Raw genomic sequence first — 25,039 nt, forward strand, 5'->3', positions numbered from 1 at the left:
TGCATCCCGCGACGCTCTGCGTCGCATTCGAAGGCGGAACGCGGAGCGTCCCCGGCGGCATTCCCACGCGGAGCGTGGGAACGATCACCCGGAAACGACAAAGGCCACCCGAAGGTGGCCTTTGCCTGGTGAAGCGTCAGCTAAGCGCGAGGCTTATTTGATCGCCCAACCGGTCAGCTCGGACAAAGCCTTGCCGATGTCTGCCAGCGAACGCACGGTTTTAACGCCTGCGTCTTCCAGGGCAGCAAACTTCTCGTCTGCAGTGCCCTTGCCGCCAGAGATGATTGCGCCAGCATGGCCCATGCGCTTGCCTGCAGGGGCAGTCACACCAGCGATGTAGGAAACAACCGGCTTGGTCACGTGTGCCTTGATGTAGGCAGCCGCTTCTTCTTCAGCCGAACCGCCGATCTCGCCGATCATTACGATCGCTTCGGTCTTCGGGTCTTCCTGGAACAGCTTCAGGATGTCGATGAAGTTCGAACCCGGGATCGGGTCACCGCCGATGCCGACGCAAGTCGACTGACCGAAACCGGCGTCAGTAGTCTGCTTCACAGCTTCGTAGGTCAGGGTGCCGGAACGGGAAACGATACCGACTTTGCCTGGCAAGTGAATGTGACCTGGCATGATGCCGATCTTGCATTCGCCTGGAGTGATCACGCCTGGGCAGTTAGGACCGATCAGGACTACGCCCAGTTCGTCGCACTTGACCTTGGCATCCAGCATATCCAGGGTAGGAATGCCTTCAGTGATGCAAACGATCAGCTTGATGCCGCCGAACGCTGCTTCCAGGATGGAGTCTTTGCAGAAAGGAGCTGGAACGTAGATAACGCTGGCGGTGGCGCCAGTGGCAGCTACAGCATCTTTCACGGTGTTGAACACTGGCAGACCCAGGTGCTCGGTGCCGCCTTTACCAGGAGTAACGCCACCAACCATCTTGGTGCCGTATTCGATGGCTTGCTGGGTGTGGAAACTACCTTGCGAACCGGTAATACCCTGGCAGATAACTTTGGTGTCTTTATTGATCAGGACGCTCATTATTTGCCCTCCGCAGCTTTGACAACTTGTTGAGCAGCGTCGGTCAGGCTGGTAGCAGCGATGATGTTCAAACCGCTTTCTGCCAGTACTTTAGCGCCCAGCTCAGCGTTGTTACCTTCAAGGCGAACAACAACCGGGATTTTCACGCCGACTTCTTTCACTGCACCGATGATGCCTTCGGCAATCATGTCGCAACGAACGATGCCGCCGAAGATGTTGACCAATACTGCAGCGACGTTAGTGTCGGACAGGATGATCTTGAACGCTTCGGTAACGCGTTCTTTGGTAGCACCGCCGCCCACGTCGAGGAAGTTGGCTGGTTTGCCGCCATGCAGGTTGACGATGTCCATGGTACCCATGGCCAGGCCAGCACCGTTGACCATGCAACCGATGTTGCCTTCCAGTGCTACGTAGTTCAGTTCGAACTTGGCAGCGTGCGCTTCGCGCGGATCGTCTTGCGACGGATCGTGGAAAGTCTTCAGCTTAGGCTGACGGTACATGGCGTTGGCGTCGATGTTGATCTTGGCGTCGAGGCAATGCAGATCGCCGTCAGCCTTGATCACCAGCGGGTTCACTTCCAGCAGAGCCAGGTCGTGATCCTTGAACAGCTTGGCCAGACCTACGAAGATCTTGGCGAACTGAGCAACTTGCTTGCCTTCCAGACCCAGCTGGAATGCCAGCTCGCGACCCTGGAATGGCTGAGCGCCAACCAGTGGATCGATCGTGGCTTTCAGGATTTTTTCTGGAGTGTCGTGAGCGATTTTCTCGATGTCCACGCCACCTTCGGTGGAAGCCATGAACACGATGCGACGGCTCGAACGGTCAACGACAGCGCCCAGGTACAGCTCTTTAGCGATATCAGTGCACGATTCAACCAGGATCTTGGTGACTGGCTGACCATTGGCATCAGTCTGGTAAGTCACCAGACGCTTGCCCAACCACTGTTGAGCAAATGCTTTGGCGTCTTCTCTGCTGCGAACCAGCTTAACGCCGCCCGCTTTACCGCGACCACCTGCGTGAACCTGGGCTTTGACAACCCATTCGGTCCCGCCGATTTTGTCGCACGCTTCTGCTGCTGCTTCCGGGGTGTCTACGGCGAAACCCTGGGATACTGGCAGGCCGTACTCAGCGAACAGCTGCTTACCCTGATACTCGTGAAGATTCATGCTTATTACCGTCTTCGTTAGGTACTGCGCATTCGGTGCTGCACTGTTGAAGTGCCGCACCACCTGTGACTGCTGCTTGCGTAGGTGTTCCGGATAACCGGTGAGACTACGCAAGGCTGCGTCCGGCGGACATTCCGCGGTGAGTCTTGCACGCAAGGCTCACGACGGGCCTTCCGCCGTGGTTTCTTATTGTCTTGTCTTAACGCTTCTTGCGGTTGGCGATGTGAATGGCGCCGCCATTCACTGCCAGAGCCGCTTCGTGCAAGGCTTCGGACAGGGTCGGATGGGAGAAAACCATCATGCCCAGGTCTTCGGCACTGGTGCCGAACTCCATACCGATCGCGCCCTGCTGAACCAGTTCTGCAGCGCTCGGGCCAATCACGTGGACGCCCAGTACGCGGTCAGTCTTGGCATCAGCAATGACTTTCACGAAACCGCCGGTATCGTTGGCTGCCATGGCACGGCCACTGGCGGCGAACGGGAAAGTGCCGACGTTAACTTCAACGCCTTCAGCTTTCAAGGTTTGCTCGGTTTTACCGACCCACGCGATTTCCGGGTGAGTATAAATAACAGACGGGATCAGGTCATAGTTGATCTGGGCTTTGTGGCCCTTGATACGTTCTACAACCATGATGCCTTCTTCGGACGCCTTGTGCGCCAGCATCATGCCGCGAACCACGTCACCGATTGCGAAAACGCCCGGAACGCTGGTAGCGCACTGGTCGTCAACGAAAACGAAGCCACGTTCGTCGATGTTCACACCGCTGTCAGCTGCCAGCAGCTCAGTGGTCACCGGACGGCGACCAACGGCAACGATCAGCTTGTCGAAGGTGATGTTCTGTTCGCCATTGGCATCGGTGTAGTTCACAACGACTTCGTCGCCGTTCACTTTGGAACCGGTGACGCGAGCGCCCAGCTTGATGTCCAGACCTTGTTTGGTCAGGGTTTTGTAGGCTTCTTTGGAAACTGCTTCGTCAGCTGCTGGCAGGAACTTCTCCAGGGCTTCCAGAACAGTCACTTCAGCGCCCAGACGGGACCAGACCGAACCCAGTTCCAGACCGATCACGCCAGCGCCGATCACGCCAAGACGCTTAGGTACGGCTGCGAATTCCAGTGCGCCGGTCGAATCGACGATCACGTTCTGGTCAACCGGAGCCGGTGGAATGTCGATTGGACGCGAGCCCGAAGCCAGGATCACGTTCTCGGCTTCGATGATTTCAACGGTGCCGTCTGGCTTGGTCAGCTCGACTTTCTTGCCGGCCAGCAGTTTGCCGTGGCCTTGCAGGGAAGTAACGCCGTTGGCCTTGAACAGGGTGGCAACGCCAGAGGTCAGGCCTTTGACGATGTTGGCTTTACGGCCAACCATTGCCGCCACGTCCATGGTCACGCCAGCGTGATTGATACCGTGGATCGCGAAGCCTTCTTTGGCTTCCTTGTATTTCCAGGAGCTGTCCAGCAGCGCCTTGGATGGAATGCAGCCGACGTTCAGGCAAGTACCGCCCAGGGCCAGTTTGCCTTCCTTGTCGGTGTATTTCTCGATGCAGGCAGTGCTGAGACCCAGTTGCGCTGCTTTGATGGCAGCCACGTAGCCGCCAGGGCCCGCACCGATCACTACTACGTCAAATTTCTGCGACATTCAAAAAATCCTCTTTTGGCAACAAGCTTGAAGCCGCAAGCCTCAAGCCAGGCTGCAATTGCTTGCAACCTGAAACTTGAAACCTGCAGCTGCTTCTATCAGATATCCAGCAGCAAACGAGCCGGGTCTTCCAGCAGGTTCTTGATGGTAACCAGGAAGGTCACAGCTTCTTTGCCATCGATCAGACGGTGATCGTAGGACAGAGCCAGGTACATCATCGGACGGATAACGACCTGACCGTTGATCGCCATAGGACGCTGCAGAATGTTGTGCATGCCCAGGATGGCCGCTTGCGGCGGGTTGACGATCGGCGTCGACATCATCGAACCGAAGGTACCACCGTTGGTGATGGTGAACGTACCACCAGTCATTTCGTCCATCGACAGCTTGCCGTCACGCGCCTTCTTGCCGAAAGCAGCGATGCCGCCTTCGATTTCAGCCAGGCTCATCAGTTCGGCGTTACGCAGGACCGGTACAACCAGGCCGCGGTCGCTGGAAACAGCCACACCAACGTCGGCGTAGCCGTGGTAAACGATGTCGGCACCGTCGATCGACGCGTTGACAGCCGGGAAGCGTTTCAGCGCTTCGGTAGCTGCTTTGACGAAGAACGACATGAAGCCCAGGCGTACGCCATTGTGGGACTTCTCGAACAGGTCCTTGTACTTCGAACGCAGGGCCATGACTTCGGTCATGTCGACTTCGTTGAACGTGGTCAGCATCGCCATGTTCGACTGAGCTTCGACCAGACGCTTGGCAACGGTGGCCCGCACGCGGGTCATCGGTACGCGCTTCTCGATGCGGTCGCCAGCGGCGAACACAGGAGCGGCGGCAGCCGGAGCAGCAGCCTTGGCAGGCGCGGCAGCCGGAGCGGCTTTCTTGGCAGCAACAGCAGCGACGACGTCTTCCTTGGTCACACGACCGCCTTTGCCAGTGCCGGCAACGGAAGCGATGTTGATACCGTTTTCTTCAGCCAGCTTGCGAGCAGCCGGTGCAGCAACAGGATCGTCTTCGCCTTCGGCAGCCGGGGCAGCGGCTTGTGCAGCGGCCGGAGCAGCGGCAGCAGCCGGAGCGGCAGCAGCAGCGCCACCCTCTTCGATCGAGCCCAGGACTTCGTCGGACAGAACGGTGTCGCCTTCGTTCTTGACGATAGCGCCCAGCACGCCGTCAGCGGTGGCCAATACTTCCAGTACCACTTTGTCGGTTTCGATATCGACGATCAGGTCATCACGCTTGACGGCGTCGCCTGGTTTTTTGTGCCAGGTGGCAACGGTGCCATCGGCAACCGATTCCGGGAAAGTGGGGGCTTTGATTTCGATAGCCATTATCTGTGGGTCCTTAAATTCGGTTTCAGGTGCGCGAAGGCGTTAAACAGTAAAGGCGTCTTGCAGCAGTTTTTCCTGCTGCTCAGCGTGCATCGATGCATAACCACAAGCAGGTGCAGCAGAAGCATCACGGCCGGCGTACTCGAGAACGAGCGCCTTGTTGTGATTGCCCACGATGCGGCGCATGTGGTGTTGGCTGCAGTACCAGGCACCCTGGTTCATCGGCTCTTCCTGACACCAAACGATATGTTTGAGGTTGGTGTACGGAGCCAGGACTTCGTTCAAGTCGTCCTCAGGGAATGGGTACAGCTGCTCGATACGCACGATGGCGATGTCATCACGACCTTCGGCACGGCGTTTTTCCAGCAGGTCGTAGTAGACCTTGCCGCTACACAGAACAATGCGCTCGACCTTTTTCGGGTCCAGAACATCGATTTCCGGGATAACGGTCTGGAACGAACCTTCGGCCAGATCTTCCAGGGTCGATATGGCGAGCTTGTGACGCAACAGCGACTTCGGAGTCAGAACGATCAATGGCTTGCGCAGCGGGCGAATCACCTGACGACGCAGCAAGTGGTAGATCTGGGCCGGCGTGGTCGGTACCGCTACCTGGATGTTGTGCTCGGCGCACAGTTGCAGGTAACGCTCCAGACGTGCCGAAGAGTGCTCCGGACCCTGACCTTCATAACCGTGCGGCAGCAGCATGGTCAGACCGCAGAGACGGCCCCACTTGTGCTCGCCACTGGTGATGAACTGGTCGATTACCACCTGGGCACCGTTGGCGAAATCGCCGAACTGGGCTTCCCAGATCACCAGCGCTTCAGGCGTGGTGGTCGAGTAACCGTATTCGAACGCCAGGACGGCTTCTTCGGACAGGAACGAATCGTACAAGTCGAAACGTGGCTGGCCTTTGTACAGGTTCTGCAGCGGAATATAGCTGCCGGCATCTTTCTGGTTGTGCAACACGGCATGACGGTGCGAGAACGTACCGCGGCCGATGTCCTGGCCAGTCATGCGGATCGGGTGACCTTCGAACGCCAGGGTCGCGTACGCCATGGTTTCGGCGTAACCCCAGTTGATCGGCAGGCCGCCGACTTGCATTTTCTGACGGTCTTCGTAGATCTTCGAGACTTGGCGCTGAACCACGAAACCTTCTGGAATTTCCAGCAGCTTGGCGGACAGTTCCTGCAAGGTTTTCAGGTCGAAACGCGTGTCGTGACGTGCAGTCCAGGCGTGGCCCAGGTACGGACGCCAGTCCACGAACAACTCTTTGTTCGGCTCTTTGACCAGGCTTTTCACAACATGCAGACCGTTGTCCAGCGCATTGCGGTATTCGTCGATCTTGGCTTGCACGCGCTCATCATCCACCACACCGGCCTGGGTCAGGCGTTCGGCGTACAGCTCACGGGTGGTGCGCTGCTTGGTGATCTGCTGGTACATCAGAGGCTGGGTGCCGCTAGGCTCGTCAGCTTCGTTGTGGCCGCGACGACGGTAGCAGACCAGGTCGATTACCACGTCACGCTTGAACTGCATGCGGTAGTCGATGGCCAGCTGGGTCACGAACAACACGGCTTCCGGATCATCGCCATTCACATGGAGGATCGGCGCCTGGATCATTTTCGCAACGTCGGTCGCGTACTCGGTGGAGCGCGAGTCTTCCGGGTTGCTGATGGTGAAACCGACCTGGTTGTTGATCACGATGTGCACGGTGCCGCCGGTTTTGAAACCGCGGGTCTGCGACATCTGGAAGGTTTCCATCACCACGCCCTGACCTGCGAATGCAGCATCACCGTGGATGGAGATCGGCAGGACTTTTTCACCGGTAGGGTCGTTACGACGATCCTGACGGGCACGGACCGAACCCTCGACCACTGGAGAAACGATTTCCAGGTGGGACGGGTTGAAGGCCATGGCCAGGTGAACTTCACCGCCGGTGGTCATGACGTTGGACGAGAAGCCCTGGTGATATTTAACGTCACCGGAACCCAGCTCGACCTTCTTCTTGCCTTCGAACTCGTCGAACAGCTCGCGCGGGTTCTTGCCGAAGGTGTTGACCAGCACGTTGAGACGGCCACGGTGGGCCATGCCGATCACGATTTCCTTGGTGCCGTAGGAGCCGGAACGCTGGATCAGCTCATCGAGCATCGGAATCAGGCTCTCGCCGCCTTCCAGGCCGAAACGCTTGGTACCCGGGTATTTGGTGCCCAGGTATTTTTCCAGACCTTCGCCGGCAGTGACGCGCTCGAGCAGGTGGCTCTTGATGTCGGCGGAGTACGTCGGACGGCCGCGCACGCTTTCCAGACGCTGCTGGAACCACTGGCGCTGCTCGGAATCGGTGATGTGCGTGAATTCAGCGCCGATGGTGCGGCAATATGTCTGCTGCAACGCTTCGTGAATTTCGCGTAGGCTCGCCTCCTCTTTGCCGATGAACAGGTCGCCGGCACGGAAGGTCGTATCAAGATCGGCATTGGTCAAGCCGTAATGATTGATCGACAGGTCTGCAGGTGCAGGACGCTGCCACAGCCCCAGCGGGTCAAGCTGGGCTGCCTGGTGGCCACGCATACGGTAGGCCTGGATCAATCGCAGCACTTCAACTTGCTTCTTCTCGTGCTCACTGCTCACGCTCCCGGCGGAAACCGGTTGGGCGCGGCGCTGGTTCTTTGCCAGCAAGACGAAATGATCGCGAATTGTGGAGTGCGAAACATCGGTGGCAGTGTTGCCGTCAGCAGGCAACTTCTGAAAGTAGGTGCGCCACTCTTCTGGCACAGCGTTAGGGTCGTGCAGGTAGAGCTCATAGAGCTCTTCCACATAGGCAGCGTTACTACCGGATAGGTAGGCGCTGTTCCACATGCGCTGCATCACGCTTTCTTGCATGCTTGGTCACCCTCGGTTAGGGGAACACCACCGGCGTCGACACCGAGCAAACTTGCAGAAGTCCGAATGCAGCGACTAAAACAAGCCACTTAGGATCACGCTGATAGTCCGGGTACCAGCCCGGATGCCCCTGCTTGTCTCATTTCTTCAAAATAAGAGCCGCAGCTTTATGGGCTGCTGCCCAGGTTAAAACTACGGCGCCGGTTGAAGCCTGCGCCGTAGCATCTACGGGTACAACGGTCCTGCAGTTACAGCCTGTATCACACGCCGCTTTGCAGCAGCATGTTACGTACGTGACCGATGGCCTTAGTCGGGTTCAGGCCTTTCGGACAGACGTTGACGCAGTTCATGATCCCGCGGCAGCGGAATACGCTGAACGGGTCATCCAGCGAAGACAGACGCTCGGCAGTCTTGGTGTCACGGCTGTCTGCCAGGAAGCGGTACGCTTGCAGCAGGGCAGCTGGACCCAGGAACTTGTCCGGGTTCCACCAGAAGGATGGGCAAGAGGTCGAGCAGCAAGCGCACAGGATGCACTCGTACAGACCGTCGAGCTTTTCACGCTCTTCCGGGGTCTGCAGACGTTCGATGGCCGGAGCCGGCGTGTCGTTCTGCAGGAATGGCTTCACCTTCTCGTATTGCTTGTAGAAGATGCTCATATCGACGACCAGGTCACGAATAACCGGCAAACCTGGCAGCGGACGAACGATCAGCTTGTTACCTTTTACGACAGCGGACAGCGGCGTGACGCACGCCAGGCCGTTTTTGCCGTTGATGTTCATGCCGTCGGAACCGCAAACACCTTCACGGCAAGAGCGACGATAGGAGAAACCCTCGTCCTGCTCTTTGATCAGGGCCAGCACGTCCAGCACCATCAGGTCTTTACCACCGGTATCGACCTGGAATTCCTGCATGAACGGCGCGGCGTCCTGATCAGGGTTGTAGCGATAAACACTGACTTTCAACATGGCAGCCACCCTTAATAAGTCCGAATCTTAGGTTCAAAAGTCGGAACAGTCTTCGGCGAGAAGTTCACGGCACGCTTGGTTACGCGCTTGTCACCCGGGAAGTACAGGGTGTGGCACAGCCAGTTTTCGTCGTCGCGATCTTCAAAGTCTTCACGGGCGTGAGCGCCGCGGGACTCTTTGCGGATTTCTGCAGCGATGGCGGTGGCTTCGGCCACTTCCAGCAGGTTCTGCAGTTCCAGGGCTTCGATACGAGCGGTGTTGAACGCCTGGCTCTTGTCGTTGATCTTGACGTTGGCGATACGGCCACGCAGATCAGCGAGTTGGGCAATACCCTTCTGCATGTATTCGCCGGTACGGAACACACCGAAGTAGTTCTGCATGCAGCTTTGCAGCTCTTTACGCAGGGTAGCGACGTCTTCGCCTTCGGTACGCGAGTTCAGGCCATCGAGACGTGCCAGGGCAGCGTCGATGTCGGACTGGCGTGGGCGAGCGTAGTCGACGCCTTCTTTCAGGGTCTGTTCCAGGAACAGGCCGGCAGCACGACCGAATACCACCAGGTCGAGCAGCGAGTTGCCGCCCAGACGGTTGGCACCGTGAACCGATACGCAAGCCACTTCACCTACCGCGAACAGACCAGGAATGATCTGGTCAACGCCTTCAGCGTCCTGGGTGATCGCCTGGCCATGAATGTTGGTCGGCACGCCGCCCATCATATAGTGGCAGGTTGGAACGACCGGGATCGGCGACACGGCTGGATCGACGTGGGCGAAGGTCTTGGACAGCTCCATGATGCCTGGCAGACGGCTGTGCAGAACCTCTTCACCGAGGTGATCGAGTTTCAGCATTACGTGGTCGCCATCCGGACCGCAACCGTTGCCGGCGATGATTTCCTTAACCATCGAGCGAGCAACTACGTCACGACCAGCCAGGTCTTTCGCGTTCGGAGCATAACGCTCCATGAAACGCTCGCCGTGCTTGTTGATCAGGTAACCGCCTTCACCGCGGCAGCCTTCTGTAACCAGTACACCAGCGCCGGCGATACCGGTCGGGTGGAACTGCCACATTTCAATGTCTTGTACCGGCACGCCAGCACGCAGGGCCATGCCGACGCCGTCACCGGTGTTGATCAGGGCATTGGTGGTGGACGAGTAGATACGACCTGCACCGCCGGTCGCCAATACGGTGGCGTTCGCGCGGACGTAGGAGGTTTCGCCAGTTTCGATGCAGATGACGATCATGCCGACAAAGGCACCATCTTCGTTCTTCACCAGGTCGACGCCGTAGTATTCGTTGAGGAATACGGTGCCGGCCTTGAGGTTGGCCTGGTACAGGGTGTGCAACAGTGCGTGACCGGTACGGTCGGCAGCGGCGCAGGTACGGGCAGCCTGGCCACCTTTACCGAAGTCTTTCGACTGACCGCCGAACGGACGCTGGTAAATGCGGCCCTGTTCGGTACGGGAGAACGGCAAGCCCATGTGCTCGAGCTCGAAAACCGCTTCCGGGCCTACGGAACACATGTATTCGATAGCGTCCTGGTCACCGATATAGTCGGAACCCTTGACGGTATCGTACATGTGCCAGCGCCAGTCATCGTTCGGATCTGCCGAGGCGATGGCGCAGGTGATGCCACCCTGGGCGGATACGGTGTGCGAGCGAGTCGGGAAAACCTTGGTGACTACGGCAGTCTTGTGACCGCCTTGTGCCAGTTGCAGCGCAGCGCGCATGCCGGCACCGCCGCCGCCAATGATAATGGCGTCGAACGAAAGCGTATTAACTGTATTAGACATGAATCAGATACCCCAAAGAATCTGCACACCCCAGACGAAGTAGGCGAACATCGCAACGCCGCATACTGCCTGGAAGAGGAAACGTACTGCAGTCGCGGACTTGCCCAGCGCCATCGGCGTCAGGTAGTCGGTCGCGATGGTCCACATGCCAACCCAGGCGTGTGCGCCCAGGGCCACGAGGGCCAGCAGACTGAAGATACGCATTCCGTTGCTTGCAAACAGCTCATGCCATTGGACGTAGCCAATGCCAGGGTGGGTTGCGAGGTATCCGATCAGGAAGATGAAATAAGCCGCGAGAACAACCGCAGACACACGCTGTGCCATCCAGTCATAGAGGCCTGAACGCGACAGGTTCGTAACGCTGGTTACCATATCCAAACTCCCGCCAGAACGATCAACACCGCAGACACGGCGATAATGATTTTCGAGCCCAGCTTGCCGCCTTCCAGCGTCTCACCGATGCCCATGTCCATGATCAAGTGGCGCACACCGGCTACCAGGTGATACAGCAGAGCGGACAGGAGGCCCCATGCTACGAACTTGGCCAGCGGACTGGTCAAGGTTGCCTTCACGTCGGCAAAACCTTCCTCGGAACCCAAGGATTTGCTCAATGCGTACAGCATGAAGCCAATGCCCAGGAAGAGGATGATGCCGGAAACACGGTGAAGAAACGACGTAACGCCGGTGATGGGGAGTTTGATGGTCCTTAGGTCTAGGTTTACAGGTCGTTGGCTTTTCACGGCTTTTTTCACACTGAAGAGCCCCTAACAATCAGGGCAAAGTTGTTGGGGAGTGCACTGGTCAGGTAACCACCACCCAGGGATGCGACCCCCAGCGAAGCGGGCCCAAAAGCCCCTGGCGGTCGGTGGCCGAGTATAGACAGTTAGGCTACTAATGACAACGCAATCACCTTCCCCTAATAGCTCATTGCACAAGTCGGATAAAAGGCGTAAATGGCAGGTAATTTCGAGGAAAAAGTCCGGTTAAAGCCTTCTGGAGCAAGACTTTAGGCAAATTGACATTCGAATTTATCTCACTATAGTGGTGCGGGCCCTGCGTGGGGGGTCTGTCTGATGATTTCAAGCATAAATAGGAGGCCACATGGCTGACAAAAAAGCGCAGTTGATCATCGAGGGCGCAGCCCCCGTCGAGCTGCCCATTTTAACCGGCACCGTTGGTCCCGATGTAATTGATGTTCGGGGCCTGACGGCCACGGGCCGTTTCACCTTTGACCCTGGCTTCATGTCGACCGCCTCCTGCGAGTCGAAGATCACCTATATCGACGGCGACAACGGCATCCTGCTGCACCGCGGCTACCCGATCGAACAACTGGCTGAACAGTCGGACTACCTGGAAACCTGCTATCTGCTGCTCAACGGCGAATTGCCGACCGCAGAACAGAAGGCCCAGTTCGTCAGCACCGTGAAGAACCACACCATGGTCCACGAGCAGTTGAAGACGTTCTTCAACGGCTTCCGTCGCGACGCCCACCCAATGGCCGTCATGTGCGGTGTAGTCGGCGCCCTCTCGGCCTTCTACCACGACTCCCTCGACATCAATAACCCGCAGCATCGCGAAATCTCCGCGATCCGCCTGGTTGCCAAGATGCCGACCCTGGCAGCGATGGTTTACAAGTACTCCATGGGCCAACCCATGATGTACCCGCGCAACGACCTGACGTACGCGGAAAACTTCCTGCACATGATGTTCAACACCCCGTGCGAGATCAAACCGATCAGCCCGGTACTCGCCAAGGCCATGGACCGGATCTTCATCCTCCATGCCGACCACGAGCAAAACGCATCGACTTCCACCGTACGCCTGGCAGGCTCTTCGGGGGCCAACCCGTTCGCCTGTATCGCCGCCGGTATCGCTGCACTGTGGGGCCCTGCCCACGGCGGTGCGAACGAAGCCGTGCTGAGCATGCTCGATGAAATCGGCGATGTGTCGAACATCGACAAGTTCATCGCCAAGGCCAAGGACAAGAACGATCCGTTCAAGTTGATGGGCTTCGGTCACCGTGTTTACAAAAACCGTGATCCGCGCGCCACTGTGATGAAGCAGACCTGCGACGAAGTACTGAAGGAACTGGGGATCAAGAACGATCCGCAACTCGAACTGGCCATGCGCCTGGAAGAGATCGCCCTGACCGACCCGTACTTCATCGAACGCTCGCTGTACCCGAACGTCGACTTCTACTCGGGGATCATCCTCAAGGCGATCGGCATTCCGACCAGCATGTTTACCGTGATCTTCGCTTTGGCGCGGACCGTGGGCTGGATCTCCCACTGGAAAGAAATGCTCTCCAGCCCGTACAAGATTGGCCGTCCGCGCCAGCTGTACACCGGCTACGAGTCGCGTGATATCACCAAGCTGGAAGACCGCAAATAAGACCTGTCTTGCGATAACGTCTTAAAGTTGCACCGGGAACGGCCTCTATTTATTAGAGGCCGTTTTTGTTTGTGCTTGGTTATTGGGTCTTTGATCGGGGGCATATCCGTTGCTGCGGTAACGGCCGCTTATGGTTTCGCTCTTACAGCGAGTCACTTTCGAAAATCCGGAATGCCGGCCCAGGCGAAAGTAACCAAAGCGCTTTTGCCCCTGTCGTTCGGTGCCTCGCTGTGGCTCGGCATGCCCTCGCTCCGGTCCTGCTCCGTGGGCCCGCCGCCATCGGCCATCCATGGCCGGGGGCGGCTAACCCGGCATCCATGCCGGGTTGCCCACTGCGCAGAACCTCCACTCGGCCTCTCGAGGGGGCGTGCATCGCACCGCGAGGCGGCCTACCGGCCGGCCTGGCTCGGGGGTTGTGCGCGTACGCCAGTTACTGATCGTTCCCACGCTCCGCGTGGGAATGCATCCCGTGACGCTCCGCGTCACCATTGCGCAGAACTCAAGCCTCGCGTCGACAGCGGGACGCAGAGCGTCCCCGGCGGCATTCCCACGCAGAGCGTGGGAACGATCAGCAATCAGCCCCGCGCAGCGTCGTAAAGCAAGGTCGGCCCGTAGGCCGCCTCGCTTTGGCTTTTGATCTTGATCTTGATCTGCCCCGTCGGAAGGCCGAACGCAGGTTCTGCGCAGTGGGCACCGCGGCAGGGATGCCGCGGTAGCCGCCCCCGGCCATGGATGGCCGATGGCGGCGGGCCCACGGAGCAGGACCGGAGTGAGGGCATGCCGAGCCTGGGCGAGGCACCGTACGTCAGGGGCGAAAGCGTTTTGGTTACTTTGGCGCTCTTCCAAAGTGACTCGCCGTAAGGGCGAAACCATAAGTGGCCGTTACCGCAGAAATGGATATGTACACCATCAAAAATCCCGGTCGGCAATGAGGCCGCCTTCGCGGGCAAGCCTCGCTCCTACAAAAGCAAAGCCAAAGCCAAAGCCAAAAAAAATGCCCCAATCTCTCGACCAGGGCATTTCCATTCAACGCAACTTACATAAAAGCCTTAGTGCGAAACCGCCCCACTCGCCCCCAACCCAGTCTGCGAACGCACAAACTGAGGGAAGAACAACGCCCGCTCATTGTCAGCCGCCGTCGACTTATCAGTAATCGAGAAGAACCAGATCCCGATAAAGGCAATCGCCATCGAGAACAACGCTGGATACTCGTAAGGGAAGATCGCCTTCTCGTGATGCAGAATCTGCACCCAGATGGTCGGCCCAAGCACCATCAAGCCCACGGCGCTGATCAGGCCCAACCAACCACCAATCATCGCACCACGCGTGGTCAGCTTCTTCCAGTACATCGAAAGCAGCAGCACCGGGAAGTTACAGCTCGCCGCGATGGAGAACGCCAAGCCGACCATGAACGCGATGTTCTGGCTTTCGAACAGAATGCCCAAACCGATCGCCAACACACCCAGGCAAACGGTGGTGATTTTCGAAACGCGGATCTCGTCCTTGTCGTTGGCCTTGCCCTTCTTGATCACGCTGGCATACAGGTCATGAGATACCGCCGTAGCACCGGCCAACGTCAGACCGGCAACTACCGCCAGAATGGTCGCGAACGCTACTGCAGAGATGAAGCCCAGGAAGATACTGCCACCCACCGCGTTGGCCAGGTGCACCGCCGCCATGTTGTTGCCGCCCAACAGCGCGCCAGCCGCATCTTTAAACGCAGGGTTGGTGCTGACCAGCAAGATCGCGCCGAAGCCGATGATGAACGTCAGGATGTAGAAGTAGCCAATGAAGCCGGTTGCATACAGCACGCTCTTGCGAGCTTCTTTCGCGTCACTCACGGTGAAGAAGCGCATCAGGATGTGCGGCAGGCCAGCGGTACCGAACATCAGCGCCAGGCCCAAGGAGAACGCCGAGATCGGGTCTTTCACCAGGCCGCCCGGGCTCATGATCGCTTCACCTTTAGGGTGAACCTTGATCGCCTCGGAGAACAGCGCGCTGAAGTCGAAGTTGACGTGTTTCATGACCATCAGCGCCATGAACGAGGCACCGGACAGCAACAGCACAGCCTTGATGATCTGCACCCACGTGGTCGCCAGCATGCCGCCGAACAGCACGTACATGCACATCAGGATCCCGACCAGGATCACCGCAACGTAGTAGTCGAGACCGAACAGTAGCTGGATCAGCTTGCCGGCACCGACCATTTGCGCGATCAGGTAGAACGCCACCACCACCAGCGAACCGCAGGCGGACAGTGTGCGGATCTGGGTTTGCCCGAGGCGATAGGACGCCACGTCGGCAAAGGTGTATTTACCCAGATTACGCAGGCGCTCGGCGATCAGGAACAGAATGATCGGCCAGCCCACCAGGAAGCCGATCGAGTAGATCAGGCCGTCGTAGCCAGAGGTGAACACCAGGGCGGAAATACCCAGGAAGGACGCCGCCGACATGTAGTCACCGGCAATCGCCAGACCGTTCTGGAAACCGGTGATCTTGCCGCCGGCCGCATAGTAGTCGGCCGCCGAGTTGTTGCGCTTGGAGGCCCAGTAGGTGATGCACAGGGTCAAACCGACAAACGCCACGAACATCAGGATCGCGGACACGTTGAGTGGTTGTTTGTGCACTTCGCCGGTCAGGGCTTCAGCCGCCCAGGCGCCAGGTGCAAAGGCTGCGATGCTCAATAGAGCCATTAGACGCCGGATCATTGCTGAGCCTCCTTGAGAATCGCATTGTTCAGGTCGTCGAATTCGCCATTGGCGCGTCGTACGTAGATTGCAGTCAGGATAAAGGCCGAGAGAATCAGCCCGACACCAATCGGTATCCCCCAGGTAATCGAAGATTCAGGGCTGATTTTCGCCCCCAGAATATGCGGCCCGTAAGCAATCAAAAGGATGAATCCGGAGTAAAGCCCAAGCATGATCGCCGATAGAATCCAGGCGAACTTTTCTCGCTTACTAACCAGCTCCTTGAAGCGCGGGCTGTTTTGAATCGAGAGGTAAATGCTGTCGTTCATTGTTTTTATCCTCGCAGCACAGATTATTGTTAGAACGTAGCCACTTTATGCGGCTGCGGGACGGCTTCCAGACGACCTTAGTATTAGAACGACATGACGGTTTCGCCAATTTCTAGAACAAAATAATTAGCCTGCTTTGCATCTGTAGGAGCAAGGCTTGCCCGCGATGGCGTGCTCGGGATCGCCATCGCGGGCAAGCCTTGCTCCTACCGGAATGCAAAAAGCCCCTTGGCATAAATGCCAAGGGGCTCTGGAAGGTACTGACTAGACGCTTCGGACTAAATCACTTGGTCCATTCGGCAACGCGTTCCGGGTGTTTGGCCACCCAATCCTTGGCCGCGGCTTCAGGTTTGGCACCATCCTGAATCGCCAACATCACTTCGCCGATTTCGTCTTTCGAGGCCCATTGGAAGTTTTTCAGGAATTTCGCCACTTCCGGTGCTTTGGTCGCCAGCTCCTTGCTGCCGATGCTGTTTACGGTTTCAGCGGCGCCATACACGCCTTTCGGATCGTCGAGGAAGCGCAGTTTCCACTTGGCGAACATCCAGTGCGGCACCCAACCGGTGACAGCAATGGATTCGTTTTTCTTCTCGGCACGGGTCAGCTCGGCAATCATGCCGGCGCCGGAACTGGCCTTGAGGGTGTAGTTGCTCAGGCCGTAGTCCTTGATCGCCTGGTCAGTCTTGAGCATCACGCCCGAACCGGCGTCGATCCCGACGATGCGGCCCTTGAAGCTGTCATCGGTTTTCAGATCGTCGATGGTCTTGGCTTTCACGTATTCCGGCACGATCAGGCCGATTTTCGCGTCCTTGAAGTTCGGGCCGTAATCGACGACCTGATCCTTGTTCTTGGTCCAGTATTCGCCGTGGGTCACGGGCAGCCAGGCGGACAGCATGGCATCGAGTTTACCAGTGGCCACGCCTTGCCACATGATCCCGGTCGCGACGGCTTGCAGCTTCACGTCATAACCGAGTTTCTGCTTGATCACTTCGGCGGCCACGTGGGTGGTCGCGACGCTGTCGGACCAGCCGTCAACGTAACCGATGCTCAGGGTTTTGCTCTCGGCATTGGCGAATGTGGAGCCAATCGCAAGCACCAGAGCGGCACTCGCGCCTAAAAGTCGTCGCATCTTCATCGTTACTTCCCCGAAAGTGCTGCGCCCGACGGATGCCGAGCGGCGTCAACGTATTGTTATGGTGCACAGCGCCCCCATCACGCCTCACCGCAAAATCGCCAGAACGTCAGCGGAGTACTGACGCTTCGATAATCAACCTCACGACAATAGGGACCTGTGCTGCCAACGACCTCAAGGCATCGAGAAACGACATCAGAACGCCATTAATCGTGATCGCCGCAACCACCCCGCCCGATCCGCCCGAACTTTGCATGTCAAAATCATGCAGGCCACCAAGCCCGGGACAAATGCAGGTAACATGCGCGGCTTTGCTCCCAGACGGCCTGACCATGCCCGCGACATCACGCTTTCCTTTTTTCGCTTATGTTTTCGCCTGCCTGCTCGGGCTGTTTGCCCTTGGCGGTTTCTGGTACGGCCTCGGCAAACCGGTGATCCTGCCGGACGTGGCCAGCGCCACGCACAAGTTGCAATGCGCCTCCTACACCCCGTTCGACAAGGACCAGTCGCCGTTCGACCAGCCGTTCAAGTTGCGCCCCGAGCGCATGGACGCCGACCTCGCGCTGCTGTCCAAAAGCTTCGAATGCATTCGCACCTATTCCATGACCGGCCTCGACGCCTTGCCTGACCTGGCGCGCAAGCACGGCTTGAAGCTGATGATTGGCGCCTGGGTCAACAGCAACCCGGTGGACACGGCCAAGGAAGTCGACTTGCTGATCGCCTCGGCCAGCGCCAACCCGGACGTGGTGACGTCGGTGATCGTCGGTAACGAAGCGCTGCTGCGCAAAGAAGTCACCGGCGTGCAGTTGGCGAAGCTGATCAATCAGGTGAAAAGCCAGATCAAGCAGCCGGTCACTTACGCCGACGTCTGGGAATTCTGGCTCAAGCACCCGGAAATCGCCCCGGCGGTGGACTTCCTGACCATTCATTTGCTGCCGTACTGGGAAGATGACCCGTCGAACATCGACGCCGCCCTGCAACACGTGGCCGAGGTGCGCCAGGTGTTTGGCAACAAATTCGCGCCCAAGGATGTGATGATCGGCGAAACCGGCTGGCCGAGCGAAGGCCGCCAACGTGAAACCGCGCTGCCGAGCCGGGTCAACGAGGCCAAGTTCATTCGTGGGTTTGTGGCGATGGCTGAAGAACAAAACTGGCATTACAACCTGATCGAAGCCTTTGACCAGCCGTGGAAACGTGCCAGTGAAGGTGCCGTCGGCGGTTACTGGGGGCTGTTCGATGCTGATCGCCAGGACAAGGGCGTGCTCGCTGGACCGGTGTCGAACGTGCCGTATTGGTCGCAATGGCTGGTGGTTGGCGGTGTGATCTTCCTCGGCACGCTGCTGCTGGGCGGTCGGGTTCGCAGCACTCGCGCGGCGTTGGTGCTGCCACTGTTGGCGGCGCTGGCGGCCTGCTCGATCGGGGCCTGGGGCGATCTGGCGCGGGTCACCACGCGGTTTGCCAGTGAATGGCTGTGGGTCGGCTTGCTGACCGCTTTGAATCTGTTGGTGCTGGCCCATGCCGCGCTGACGCTGAGTGCTCGCAACGGCTGGCGTGGATGCGCCTTTAATCTGCTGGAGCGCCGAGCAGGCTGGCTGGTAGCCGCCGCCGGGTTTGCGGCGGCAGTGATGATGCTGGAGCTGGTGTTCGACCCGCGCTATCGCAGCTTTCCGAGTGTCGCGTTTATCCTGCCGGCGCTGGTGTACCTGTGCCGTCCGGTGAATGTGCCACGTCGGGAGATTGCGCTGCTGACCTTCATCATTGGTGCCGGCATTGCGCCGCAGCTGTTCCGTGAAGGGTTGCAGAACCAGCAGGCCTGGGGTTGGGCGCTGGTGAGTGTATTGATGGTGGCGGCGTTGTGGCGTTGTTTGCGGGTTCGCAAGGGCTGATCTTCAGCGTTGCTGCCGGCCTCTTCGCGGGCAAGCCTTGCTCCTACAGGGGTGTGTCGTTCACAAATGATGTGAACGACAACAATCCGTAGGAGCGAGGCTTGCCCGCGAAGACTATCTATCAGGCGCTACGAGAAGCCCGGACCAGACGCAAAGCCGCGATCACCACCGCAAACACCGCCAGCGTCGTGTTGTACAACGCCAACGCCGGGAACCCCAGCACCAGCGCCAACACCGCCAGCCACCACCCTGCCCGGCCCGGTACGACAAAACCGATCAGCGCCGCGGCCACTGCGCCCCAGCCCAAGACCTTGAAGTGAATCATCAGCCCAAGGTTCGAGCGAACCTGACATTCCCAGCGGCTCGCCTCGTCCACGCAGAGGCCGACCCATTGCGCATCCTCCATGAAGCCATAACGCGCGCCATAACTGGCGGCCAGCCATAAAGGCAGCAAAACAAGCAGCAGAATCACGGGCAGACGGCGGGACATGAAGCACTCCAATCAACGAAAACGGCGGCCAGCTTAAGCGTCCGGCGGCTTTGTGCAAGCCTTAACAACACTTAACTGGGCAGGCAATCACTGCAAAGTGTATCGTCCAGCTACTATTACCCCGAATTTAGGCCTGATTGGTGCCGATCCATGGCACTTTGGCGCAAACCCCGTGGTCATAGCCTGCGAACCTCAATCGGCACCTTTCCTCTAAGGGATTTAGTCATGCTCCGTTCCTTGCGCTTCGCCGCCCTGTTTGGCGGCCTTATTTTGAGTGCGTCCGCACTGGCGGTCGACATCGACGCCGCCAGCTATGGCTACCCCTTGACGAACCCGTTCGAGGCGACCATCGCCACGACGCCTCCGGAGTTGCGCCCGGAGTTGCCGGCCAACGAAGACATCAATCAGCAGGACCGCAGCGTGCGGTTGCGCCCGGAGCGTGAGTTCAGCCTGCCGGACAACTTCTGGCCGGTGAAGAAACTCACCTACCGTATTGCCACCCAGGATCACGCTGCCCCGCTGATTTTCCTGATCGCCGGTACCGGCGCGCGTTATGACAGCAGCCTCAACGAATACCTGAAGAAGCTTTACTACAAGGCCGGTTATCACGTGGTGCAGCTGTCGTCGCCGACCAGCTTCGACTTCATGAGCGCCGCATCACGCTTTGCCACGCCCGGTATCACCAAGGAAGACGCCGAAGACATGTACCGGGTGATGCAGGCCGTGCGGGCGCAAAACCCGAAGACGCCGGTCACCGAGTACTACCTGACCGGTTACAGCCTGGGCGCACTGGACGCGGCCTTCGTCGCGCACCTGGACGAAACCCGGCGCAGCTTCAACTTCAAGAAAGTCTTGCTGCTCAACCCGCCGGTCAACCTCTACACCTCGATCACCAACCTCGACAAGCTGGTACAGACCGAGGTCAAGGGCATCAACAACAGCACCACTTTCTATGAACTGGTGCTGAACAAACTGACCCGCTACTTCCAGCAAAAAGGCTACATCGACCTCAACGATGCCCTGCTCTACGACTTCCAGCAGTCCAAGCAGCACTTGAGCAACGAACAGATGGCCATGCTGATCGGCACTTCGTTCCGTTTCTCGGCAGCCGACATTGCCTTTACCTCGGACCTGATCAACCGTCGCGGCCTGATCACCCCTCCGAAGTACCCGATCACCGAAGGCACCAGCCTCACGCCGTTCCTCAAGCGTGCGCTGCAATGCGATTTCGACTGCTACATCACCGAGCAGGTTATCCCGATGTGGCGCGCCCGCACCGACGGCGGCAGCCTGCTGCAACTGATCGACCAGGTGAGTTTGTATGCCCTGAAGGACTACCTGCACGACAGCCCGAAAATCTCGGTCATGCACAACGCTGACGACGTGATTCTCGGCCCTGGCGACTTGGGCTTCCTGCGCCGGACCTTCGGCGATCGCTTGACCGTTTACCCATTGGGCGGCCATTGCGGCAACCTTAACTATCGCGTCAACAGCGACGCCATGCTGGAGTTCTTCCGTGGCTAAATATCTCCTGCTTATCGCAGCGTTACTCTGTGCAGGCGTCGCCAATGCCGACAACAGCAAAGCCAACGCACCGGTCGTGATCGACGGCGACGGCTTCAAGGAACCGCTGAGCAAACTCAAGTTCAACCCGGGCCTGGACCAGCGCGAATTCGAACGCTCGACGCTTAACGCGCTGAACGTCTACGACCCGCTGGAAGAGTGGAACCGTCGGGTCTACCACTTCAACTACCGCTTCGACCAATGGGTGTTCCTGCCCGTGGTCGATGGCTATCGCTACGTCACCCCAAGCTTCCTGCGCACGGGTGTGAGCAACTTCTTCAACAACCTCGGCGATGTGCCGAACCTGTTGAACAGCATGCTCCAGCTCAAGGGCCATCGCTCGTTGGAAACCACCGCGCGCCTGCTGCTCAACACCACCATCGGCGTTGCCGGCCTGTGGGACCCGGCCACCGCCATGGGCCTGCCGCGCCAGAGCGAAGACTTCGGCCAGACCCTGGGCTTCTACGGCGTCCCGGGCGGTGCCTACTTCGTCCTGCCGATCCTCGGGCCGTCCAACCTGCGCGACACCGCAGGCCTGGTGGTCGACTACACCGGCGAGTCGGCGGTCAACTTCCTGAACGTCTCCGAAGTCAGCTCCAACCACCCGGAAATCTGGGTCCTGCGCGGCGTCGACAAGCGCTACCAAAACAGCTTCCGCTATGGCCAGCTGAACTCACCGTTCGAGTACGAGAAAGTGCGTTACGTCTACACCGAGTCGCGCAAGTTGCAGATCGCCGAGTAACTTCAGCGGCAACAAAAAAAGGCCATTCGATGGAAGTCGAATGGCCTTTTTGCTTTCTGAAGATCGTTCCCATGTTCTGCGTGGGAATGCCTCAACGGACGCTCCGCGTTCGGCATCTGATGGCGAGCTGCATTCCCACGCGGAGCGTGGGAACGATCAATAACGGGTTTCAGCCTTTCACTGACTTCCAGATTTTGCTCGCGATCATAACGCCGGCCAACACCACCGCACCCGCCACAATCCCCGCCACCGCATTCAGCAACGTCGGCACGACAAACCCGGCGCCACCGGCACTGGCGCTGACGCTTTCAATCCAGTGATGCACCACCGGCACGCCATGGGTCAGGATCCCGCCGCCGACCAGGAACATCGCCGCCGTACCAATCACCGACAGGCTTTTCATCATGTACGGTGCCGCACGCAGGATCGCCCCGCCAATGCTTTTGGCCATCTGCCCTGGCTTTTGCGTGAGCCACAGGCCCAGGTCATCGAGTTTGACGATGCCCGCCACCAGACCATAGACGCCGATGGTCATGACGATGGCGATGCCGGACAACACGATCACTTGCTGGGTCAGCGAAGCATCGGCGACGGTGCCGAGGGTGATGGCGATGATTTCTGCCGAAAGGATGAAGTCAGTGCGAATCGCACCTTTGATCTTGTCCTGCTCGAACGCCACCAGATCGGTGGCCGGATCGGCCACGGCCTCGACCAGTTGCGCATGCTCGGCGTCATCTTCAGCCTTGCTGTGCAGGAACTTGTGGGCCAGCTTCTCGAAACCCTCGAAGCACAGGTAGGCACCGCCGACCATCAACAGCGGCGTGACCAGCCACGGAATGAACACGCTGATGGCCAATGCCGAGGGCACCAGGATCAGTTTGTTGAGAAACGAGCCCTTGGCCACGGCCCAGACCACCGGGATTTCCCGTTCGGCGCGCACGCCGCTGACTTGCTGGGCATTGAGCGCCAGGTCGTCGCCGAGCACGCCAGCGGTCTTCTTTGCGGCCATTTTGGTCATCAACGCCACGTCGTCGAGCACCGCGGCGATGTCGTCGATCAGCACCAGCAAACTGCTTCCTGCCATGAATCAGGTTTCCTTCGAGTAATGAATGCTGCGCAGCATAGCGCGGCCGAGCGCCGCACGGTGCATTCTTGAGCGCCGCGCGAGCCCGGTGCTACCATGCGCAACCGCCAGAACAGGCAAGGAACCCCCTGGTTTATGAGCACTATCCGCGAGCGCAACAAAGAACTGATCCTGCGTGCCGCCAGTGAAGAATTTGCCGACAAGGGCTTCGCTGCGACCAAAACCAGCGACATCGCGGCCAAGGCGGGATTGCCCAAGCCCAACGTCTACTACTATTTCAAATCCAAGGAAAACCTCTACCGCGAGGTCCTGGAAAGCATCATCGAGCCGATCCTGCAGGCCTCGACGCCGTTCAACGCCGACGGCGTGCCCGGTGAAGTGCTGAGCGGCTACATCCGCTCGAAGATCCGCATCTCCCGCGACCTGCCCTTCGCCTCCAAGGTGTTCGCCAGCGAAATCATGCACGGCGCGCCGCACCTGAGCGCCGATCTGGTTGAACGCCTCAACGGCCAGGCCAAGCACAACATCGACTGCATCCAGACCTGGATCGACCGCGGCCAGATCGCCCCGATCGATCCCAACCACCTGATGTTCAGCATCTGGGCCGCGACCCAGACGTACGCCGACTTCGACTGGCAGATTTCTGCAGTCACCGGCAAGACGAAGCTGGATGAGGCGGATTATGAAGCGGCGGCGCAGACGATTATTCGCCTGGTGCTCAAGGGGTGTGAGCCGGATCGTTAGATCCGGTCGTCAATCAGGAAAAGATCGCAGCCTTCGCAAGCCTGCGATCTTTTGCTTTTAAGCTTCGCTGCCCATCAACCAACGCAGCGCTTGCGGGAACGAAGTTCGCCAGTCATCCGGGAACGTGTGCCCTTCTTCGTGGGTACGGGATTTGACCTCGTTGCCGTCACTGAACAGCTTGCGGAAATCGCTGGCCATCTGCTGATTGCGCGGCCCTTCCATCTTGCCGTTGATTACAAACACCCGTTTGCCATGGGCCTTGCTCACGGTCGGGGTTGGCTGCATGCCGCCAGGCGACAGCAGCAGTGCGCCGGCGTAGTCATCCGGATGCTGCGCCAACAGCGCGCCGGCATGTTGCGAGCCTTGGGAGAAGCCCATCAGGTAAACATGCTTGCGGTCGATGCATTGCTGCGCCTCCAGTTCTTTCAAGCCGTTCTGCACCGCTTTATGGGTGCCTTCAAAGCCCGGACCGATCCAGCGGAAGCTGTCTACCGCATTGATCATCTCGGTGCCGTTGATGCCGAGAACGATCACGCCGGTGTCCGCGAGCGACTGATAATCATCGACCTCACCGTTGACCCCGTAACCATGCATCCAGACCAGCACCGGTCGGCACGCGGCGGGCACGGGAACACTGGCAGGAGGATTGAGCACCGAAATCGCGCCGACCTTGCCGGGGGCGATTTTCTGATAGCGCTGCTGGGCATTGGCCAACACGGTTTTGTAAGTGGCGGTCTGGCGCAGGTCGGAAAAGTCTTCGTCGCTGGCCAGCATCGGGCCGAACCACATGCCGCGATCATCGGCTTCCCTCAGGAAGCGCTGCGCCAGTTTGTCATCGCCGCGCCGGGCAAACAGCGCCGCCACCTGATAAGGCGCGAGCATTTGCTTGGGATCTTCACGGCTGGCCGCCAGGTAAACCGCGATGGCTTGCAAGGTGTCGGTTTCTTCGAGCGTTTCGGCCCTCGCCATCAGCTCATCGACGTCGTCGGCGTTGAGCAGCGCGGTGACCACCGGGCTGAGGGCCTGGAATGCGATGTCATCGGCGTCCAGCGGTTCGGCGGCGTGCAGAAAGGGTGTGCAGAGGGTCATGGCCGTGGCCAGGGTGATGCCAAGTAGCGTCTTCACGCAGATCTTCCTTGATACAAAAACGAGAGGGGCGGCAGTCTATCGACCCCGCCCCGCTTCGTCACCACTGCGCTGTTGGCG

The 25,039-nt window shown here is 58.8% G+C and carries 20 protein-coding genes; 5 read left to right on the plus strand and 15 right to left on the minus strand.

What is annotated here, in order from left to right; genetic code table 11:
- Nucleotides 1-153 precede the first annotated feature (153 nt).
- From sucD to sdhC, 9 genes are all read right to left on the minus strand, one after another.
- The gene (gene sucD, locus HKK52_RS11840; protein ID WP_008148605.1) at nt 154-1,035 is read right to left on the minus strand and encodes a succinate--CoA ligase subunit alpha; all 882 of its coding nucleotides are present in this window, start codon (nt 1,033-1,035) and stop codon (nt 154-156) included.
- Nucleotides 1,035-2,201 carry an ADP-forming succinate--CoA ligase subunit beta gene (sucC, locus tag HKK52_RS11845; RefSeq protein ID WP_092271323.1) on the minus strand — a complete coding sequence of 389 codons (1,167 nt, stop codon included), beginning with the start codon at nt 2,199-2,201 and terminating at the stop codon, nt 1,035-1,037. Before sucC ends, sucD begins: the two co-directional genes overlap by 1 nt.
- Nucleotides 2,202-2,400: 199 nt before the next feature.
- Nucleotides 2,401-3,837 carry a dihydrolipoyl dehydrogenase gene (gene lpdA, locus HKK52_RS11850; RefSeq protein ID WP_123409099.1) on the minus strand — a complete coding sequence of 479 codons (1,437 nt, stop codon included), beginning with the start codon at nt 3,835-3,837 and terminating at the stop codon, nt 2,401-2,403.
- Between the two features lie 98 nt (nt 3,838-3,935).
- Nucleotides 3,936-5,159 (minus strand): 2-oxoglutarate dehydrogenase complex dihydrolipoyllysine-residue succinyltransferase, encoded by a 1,224-nt coding sequence (gene odhB, locus HKK52_RS11855; protein WP_054049461.1) that lies wholly within the window; start codon nt 5,157-5,159, stop codon nt 3,936-3,938.
- 42 nt (nt 5,160-5,201) lie between these two features.
- On the minus strand, nt 5,202-8,033 hold the full coding sequence (locus HKK52_RS11860; protein ID WP_169370973.1) for a 2-oxoglutarate dehydrogenase E1 component: 2,832 nt from the start codon (nt 8,031-8,033) through the stop codon (nt 5,202-5,204).
- Between the two features lie 260 nt (nt 8,034-8,293).
- Nucleotides 8,294-8,998 (minus strand): succinate dehydrogenase iron-sulfur subunit, encoded by a 705-nt coding sequence (locus tag HKK52_RS11865; RefSeq protein ID WP_133836531.1) that lies wholly within the window; start codon nt 8,996-8,998, stop codon nt 8,294-8,296.
- Nucleotides 8,999-9,009: 11 nt separating this feature from the next.
- Complete coding sequence (gene sdhA / locus HKK52_RS11870) at nt 9,010-10,785, minus strand: succinate dehydrogenase flavoprotein subunit (protein WP_169370974.1); 1,776 nt, start codon at nt 10,783-10,785, stop codon at nt 9,010-9,012.
- Nucleotides 10,786-10,788: 3 nt separating this feature from the next.
- Entirely contained in the window at nt 10,789-11,157 is a 369-nt protein-coding gene (gene sdhD, locus HKK52_RS11875) for a succinate dehydrogenase, hydrophobic membrane anchor protein (protein WP_133836530.1), read from the minus strand.
- Complete coding sequence (gene sdhC, locus HKK52_RS11880) at nt 11,151-11,537, minus strand: succinate dehydrogenase, cytochrome b556 subunit (protein WP_178076575.1); 387 nt, start codon at nt 11,535-11,537, stop codon at nt 11,151-11,153. Before sdhC ends, sdhD begins: the two co-directional genes overlap by 7 nt.
- Nucleotides 11,538-11,886: 349 nt before the next feature.
- On the opposite strand from sdhC, the gene gltA reads away from it, so the two are divergent.
- Nucleotides 11,887-13,176 (plus strand): citrate synthase, encoded by a 1,290-nt coding sequence (gene gltA / locus HKK52_RS11885; RefSeq protein ID WP_169370975.1) that lies wholly within the window; start codon nt 11,887-11,889, stop codon nt 13,174-13,176.
- Nucleotides 13,177-14,225: 1,049 nt separating this feature from the next.
- Here the strand turns inward: gltA and HKK52_RS11890 are convergent.
- The 3 genes from HKK52_RS11890 to HKK52_RS11900 form a co-directional block, all read right to left on the minus strand.
- Complete coding sequence (locus tag HKK52_RS11890) at nt 14,226-15,884, minus strand: cation acetate symporter (RefSeq protein WP_169370976.1); 1,659 nt, start codon at nt 15,882-15,884, stop codon at nt 14,226-14,228.
- On the minus strand, nt 15,881-16,192 hold the full coding sequence (locus HKK52_RS11895) for a DUF485 domain-containing protein (RefSeq protein ID WP_008148580.1): 312 nt from the start codon (nt 16,190-16,192) through the stop codon (nt 15,881-15,883). The genes HKK52_RS11890 and HKK52_RS11895 overlap by 4 nt, the downstream gene beginning before the upstream one ends.
- Before the next feature lie 283 nt (nt 16,193-16,475).
- On the minus strand, nt 16,476-17,327 hold the full coding sequence (locus HKK52_RS11900) for a glycine betaine ABC transporter substrate-binding protein (RefSeq protein ID WP_169370977.1): 852 nt from the start codon (nt 17,325-17,327) through the stop codon (nt 16,476-16,478).
- A gap of 287 nt (nt 17,328-17,614) precedes the next feature.
- Between HKK52_RS11900 and HKK52_RS11905 the strand changes: the two genes are divergently transcribed.
- Nucleotides 17,615-19,210 carry a glycoside hydrolase family 17 protein gene (locus HKK52_RS11905; protein ID WP_169370978.1) on the plus strand — a complete coding sequence of 532 codons (1,596 nt, stop codon included), beginning with the start codon at nt 17,615-17,617 and terminating at the stop codon, nt 19,208-19,210.
- Nucleotides 19,211-19,331: 121 nt separating this feature from the next.
- Here the strand turns inward: HKK52_RS11905 and HKK52_RS11910 are convergent, their stop codons facing one another.
- Nucleotides 19,332-19,700 (minus strand): hypothetical protein, encoded by a 369-nt coding sequence (locus tag HKK52_RS11910; RefSeq protein ID WP_169370979.1) that lies wholly within the window; start codon nt 19,698-19,700, stop codon nt 19,332-19,334.
- A gap of 225 nt (nt 19,701-19,925) precedes the next feature.
- Between HKK52_RS11910 and HKK52_RS11915 the strand changes: the two genes are divergently transcribed.
- Both HKK52_RS11915 and HKK52_RS11920 read left to right on the plus strand, forming a co-directional pair.
- A complete protein-coding gene (locus HKK52_RS11915) occupies nt 19,926-21,224 on the plus strand; it encodes a serine/threonine protein kinase (protein WP_169370980.1) in 1,299 nt (432 codons plus the stop codon).
- Complete coding sequence (locus HKK52_RS11920; RefSeq protein ID WP_169370981.1) at nt 21,217-22,005, plus strand: MlaA family lipoprotein; 789 nt, start codon at nt 21,217-21,219, stop codon at nt 22,003-22,005. The genes HKK52_RS11915 and HKK52_RS11920 overlap by 8 nt, the downstream gene beginning before the upstream one ends.
- A 169-nt stretch (nt 22,006-22,174) precedes the next feature.
- Here the strand turns inward: HKK52_RS11920 and HKK52_RS11925 are convergent, their stop codons facing one another.
- Nucleotides 22,175-23,089, minus strand: coding sequence for a DUF808 domain-containing protein (locus tag HKK52_RS11925; protein WP_169370982.1), 915 nt, complete (start codon nt 23,087-23,089; stop codon nt 22,175-22,177).
- 135 nt (nt 23,090-23,224) lie between these two features.
- On the opposite strand from HKK52_RS11925, the gene HKK52_RS11930 reads away from it, so the two are divergent.
- Nucleotides 23,225-23,833 carry a TetR/AcrR family transcriptional regulator gene (locus HKK52_RS11930; RefSeq protein WP_133839085.1) on the plus strand — a complete coding sequence of 203 codons (609 nt, stop codon included), beginning with the start codon at nt 23,225-23,227 and terminating at the stop codon, nt 23,831-23,833.
- 57 nt (nt 23,834-23,890) lie between these two features.
- On the opposite strand, the gene HKK52_RS11935 is transcribed toward HKK52_RS11930, so the two are convergent.
- Entirely contained in the window at nt 23,891-24,958 is a 1,068-nt protein-coding gene (locus HKK52_RS11935) for a hypothetical protein (RefSeq protein WP_169370983.1), read from the minus strand.
- Nucleotides 24,959-25,039 lie beyond the last annotated feature (81 nt).

Origin of the sequence: Pseudomonas sp. ADAK2 (assembly GCF_012935755.1) — a bacterium.
Classification (GTDB): Bacteria; Pseudomonadota; Gammaproteobacteria; order Pseudomonadales; family Pseudomonadaceae; genus Aquipseudomonas.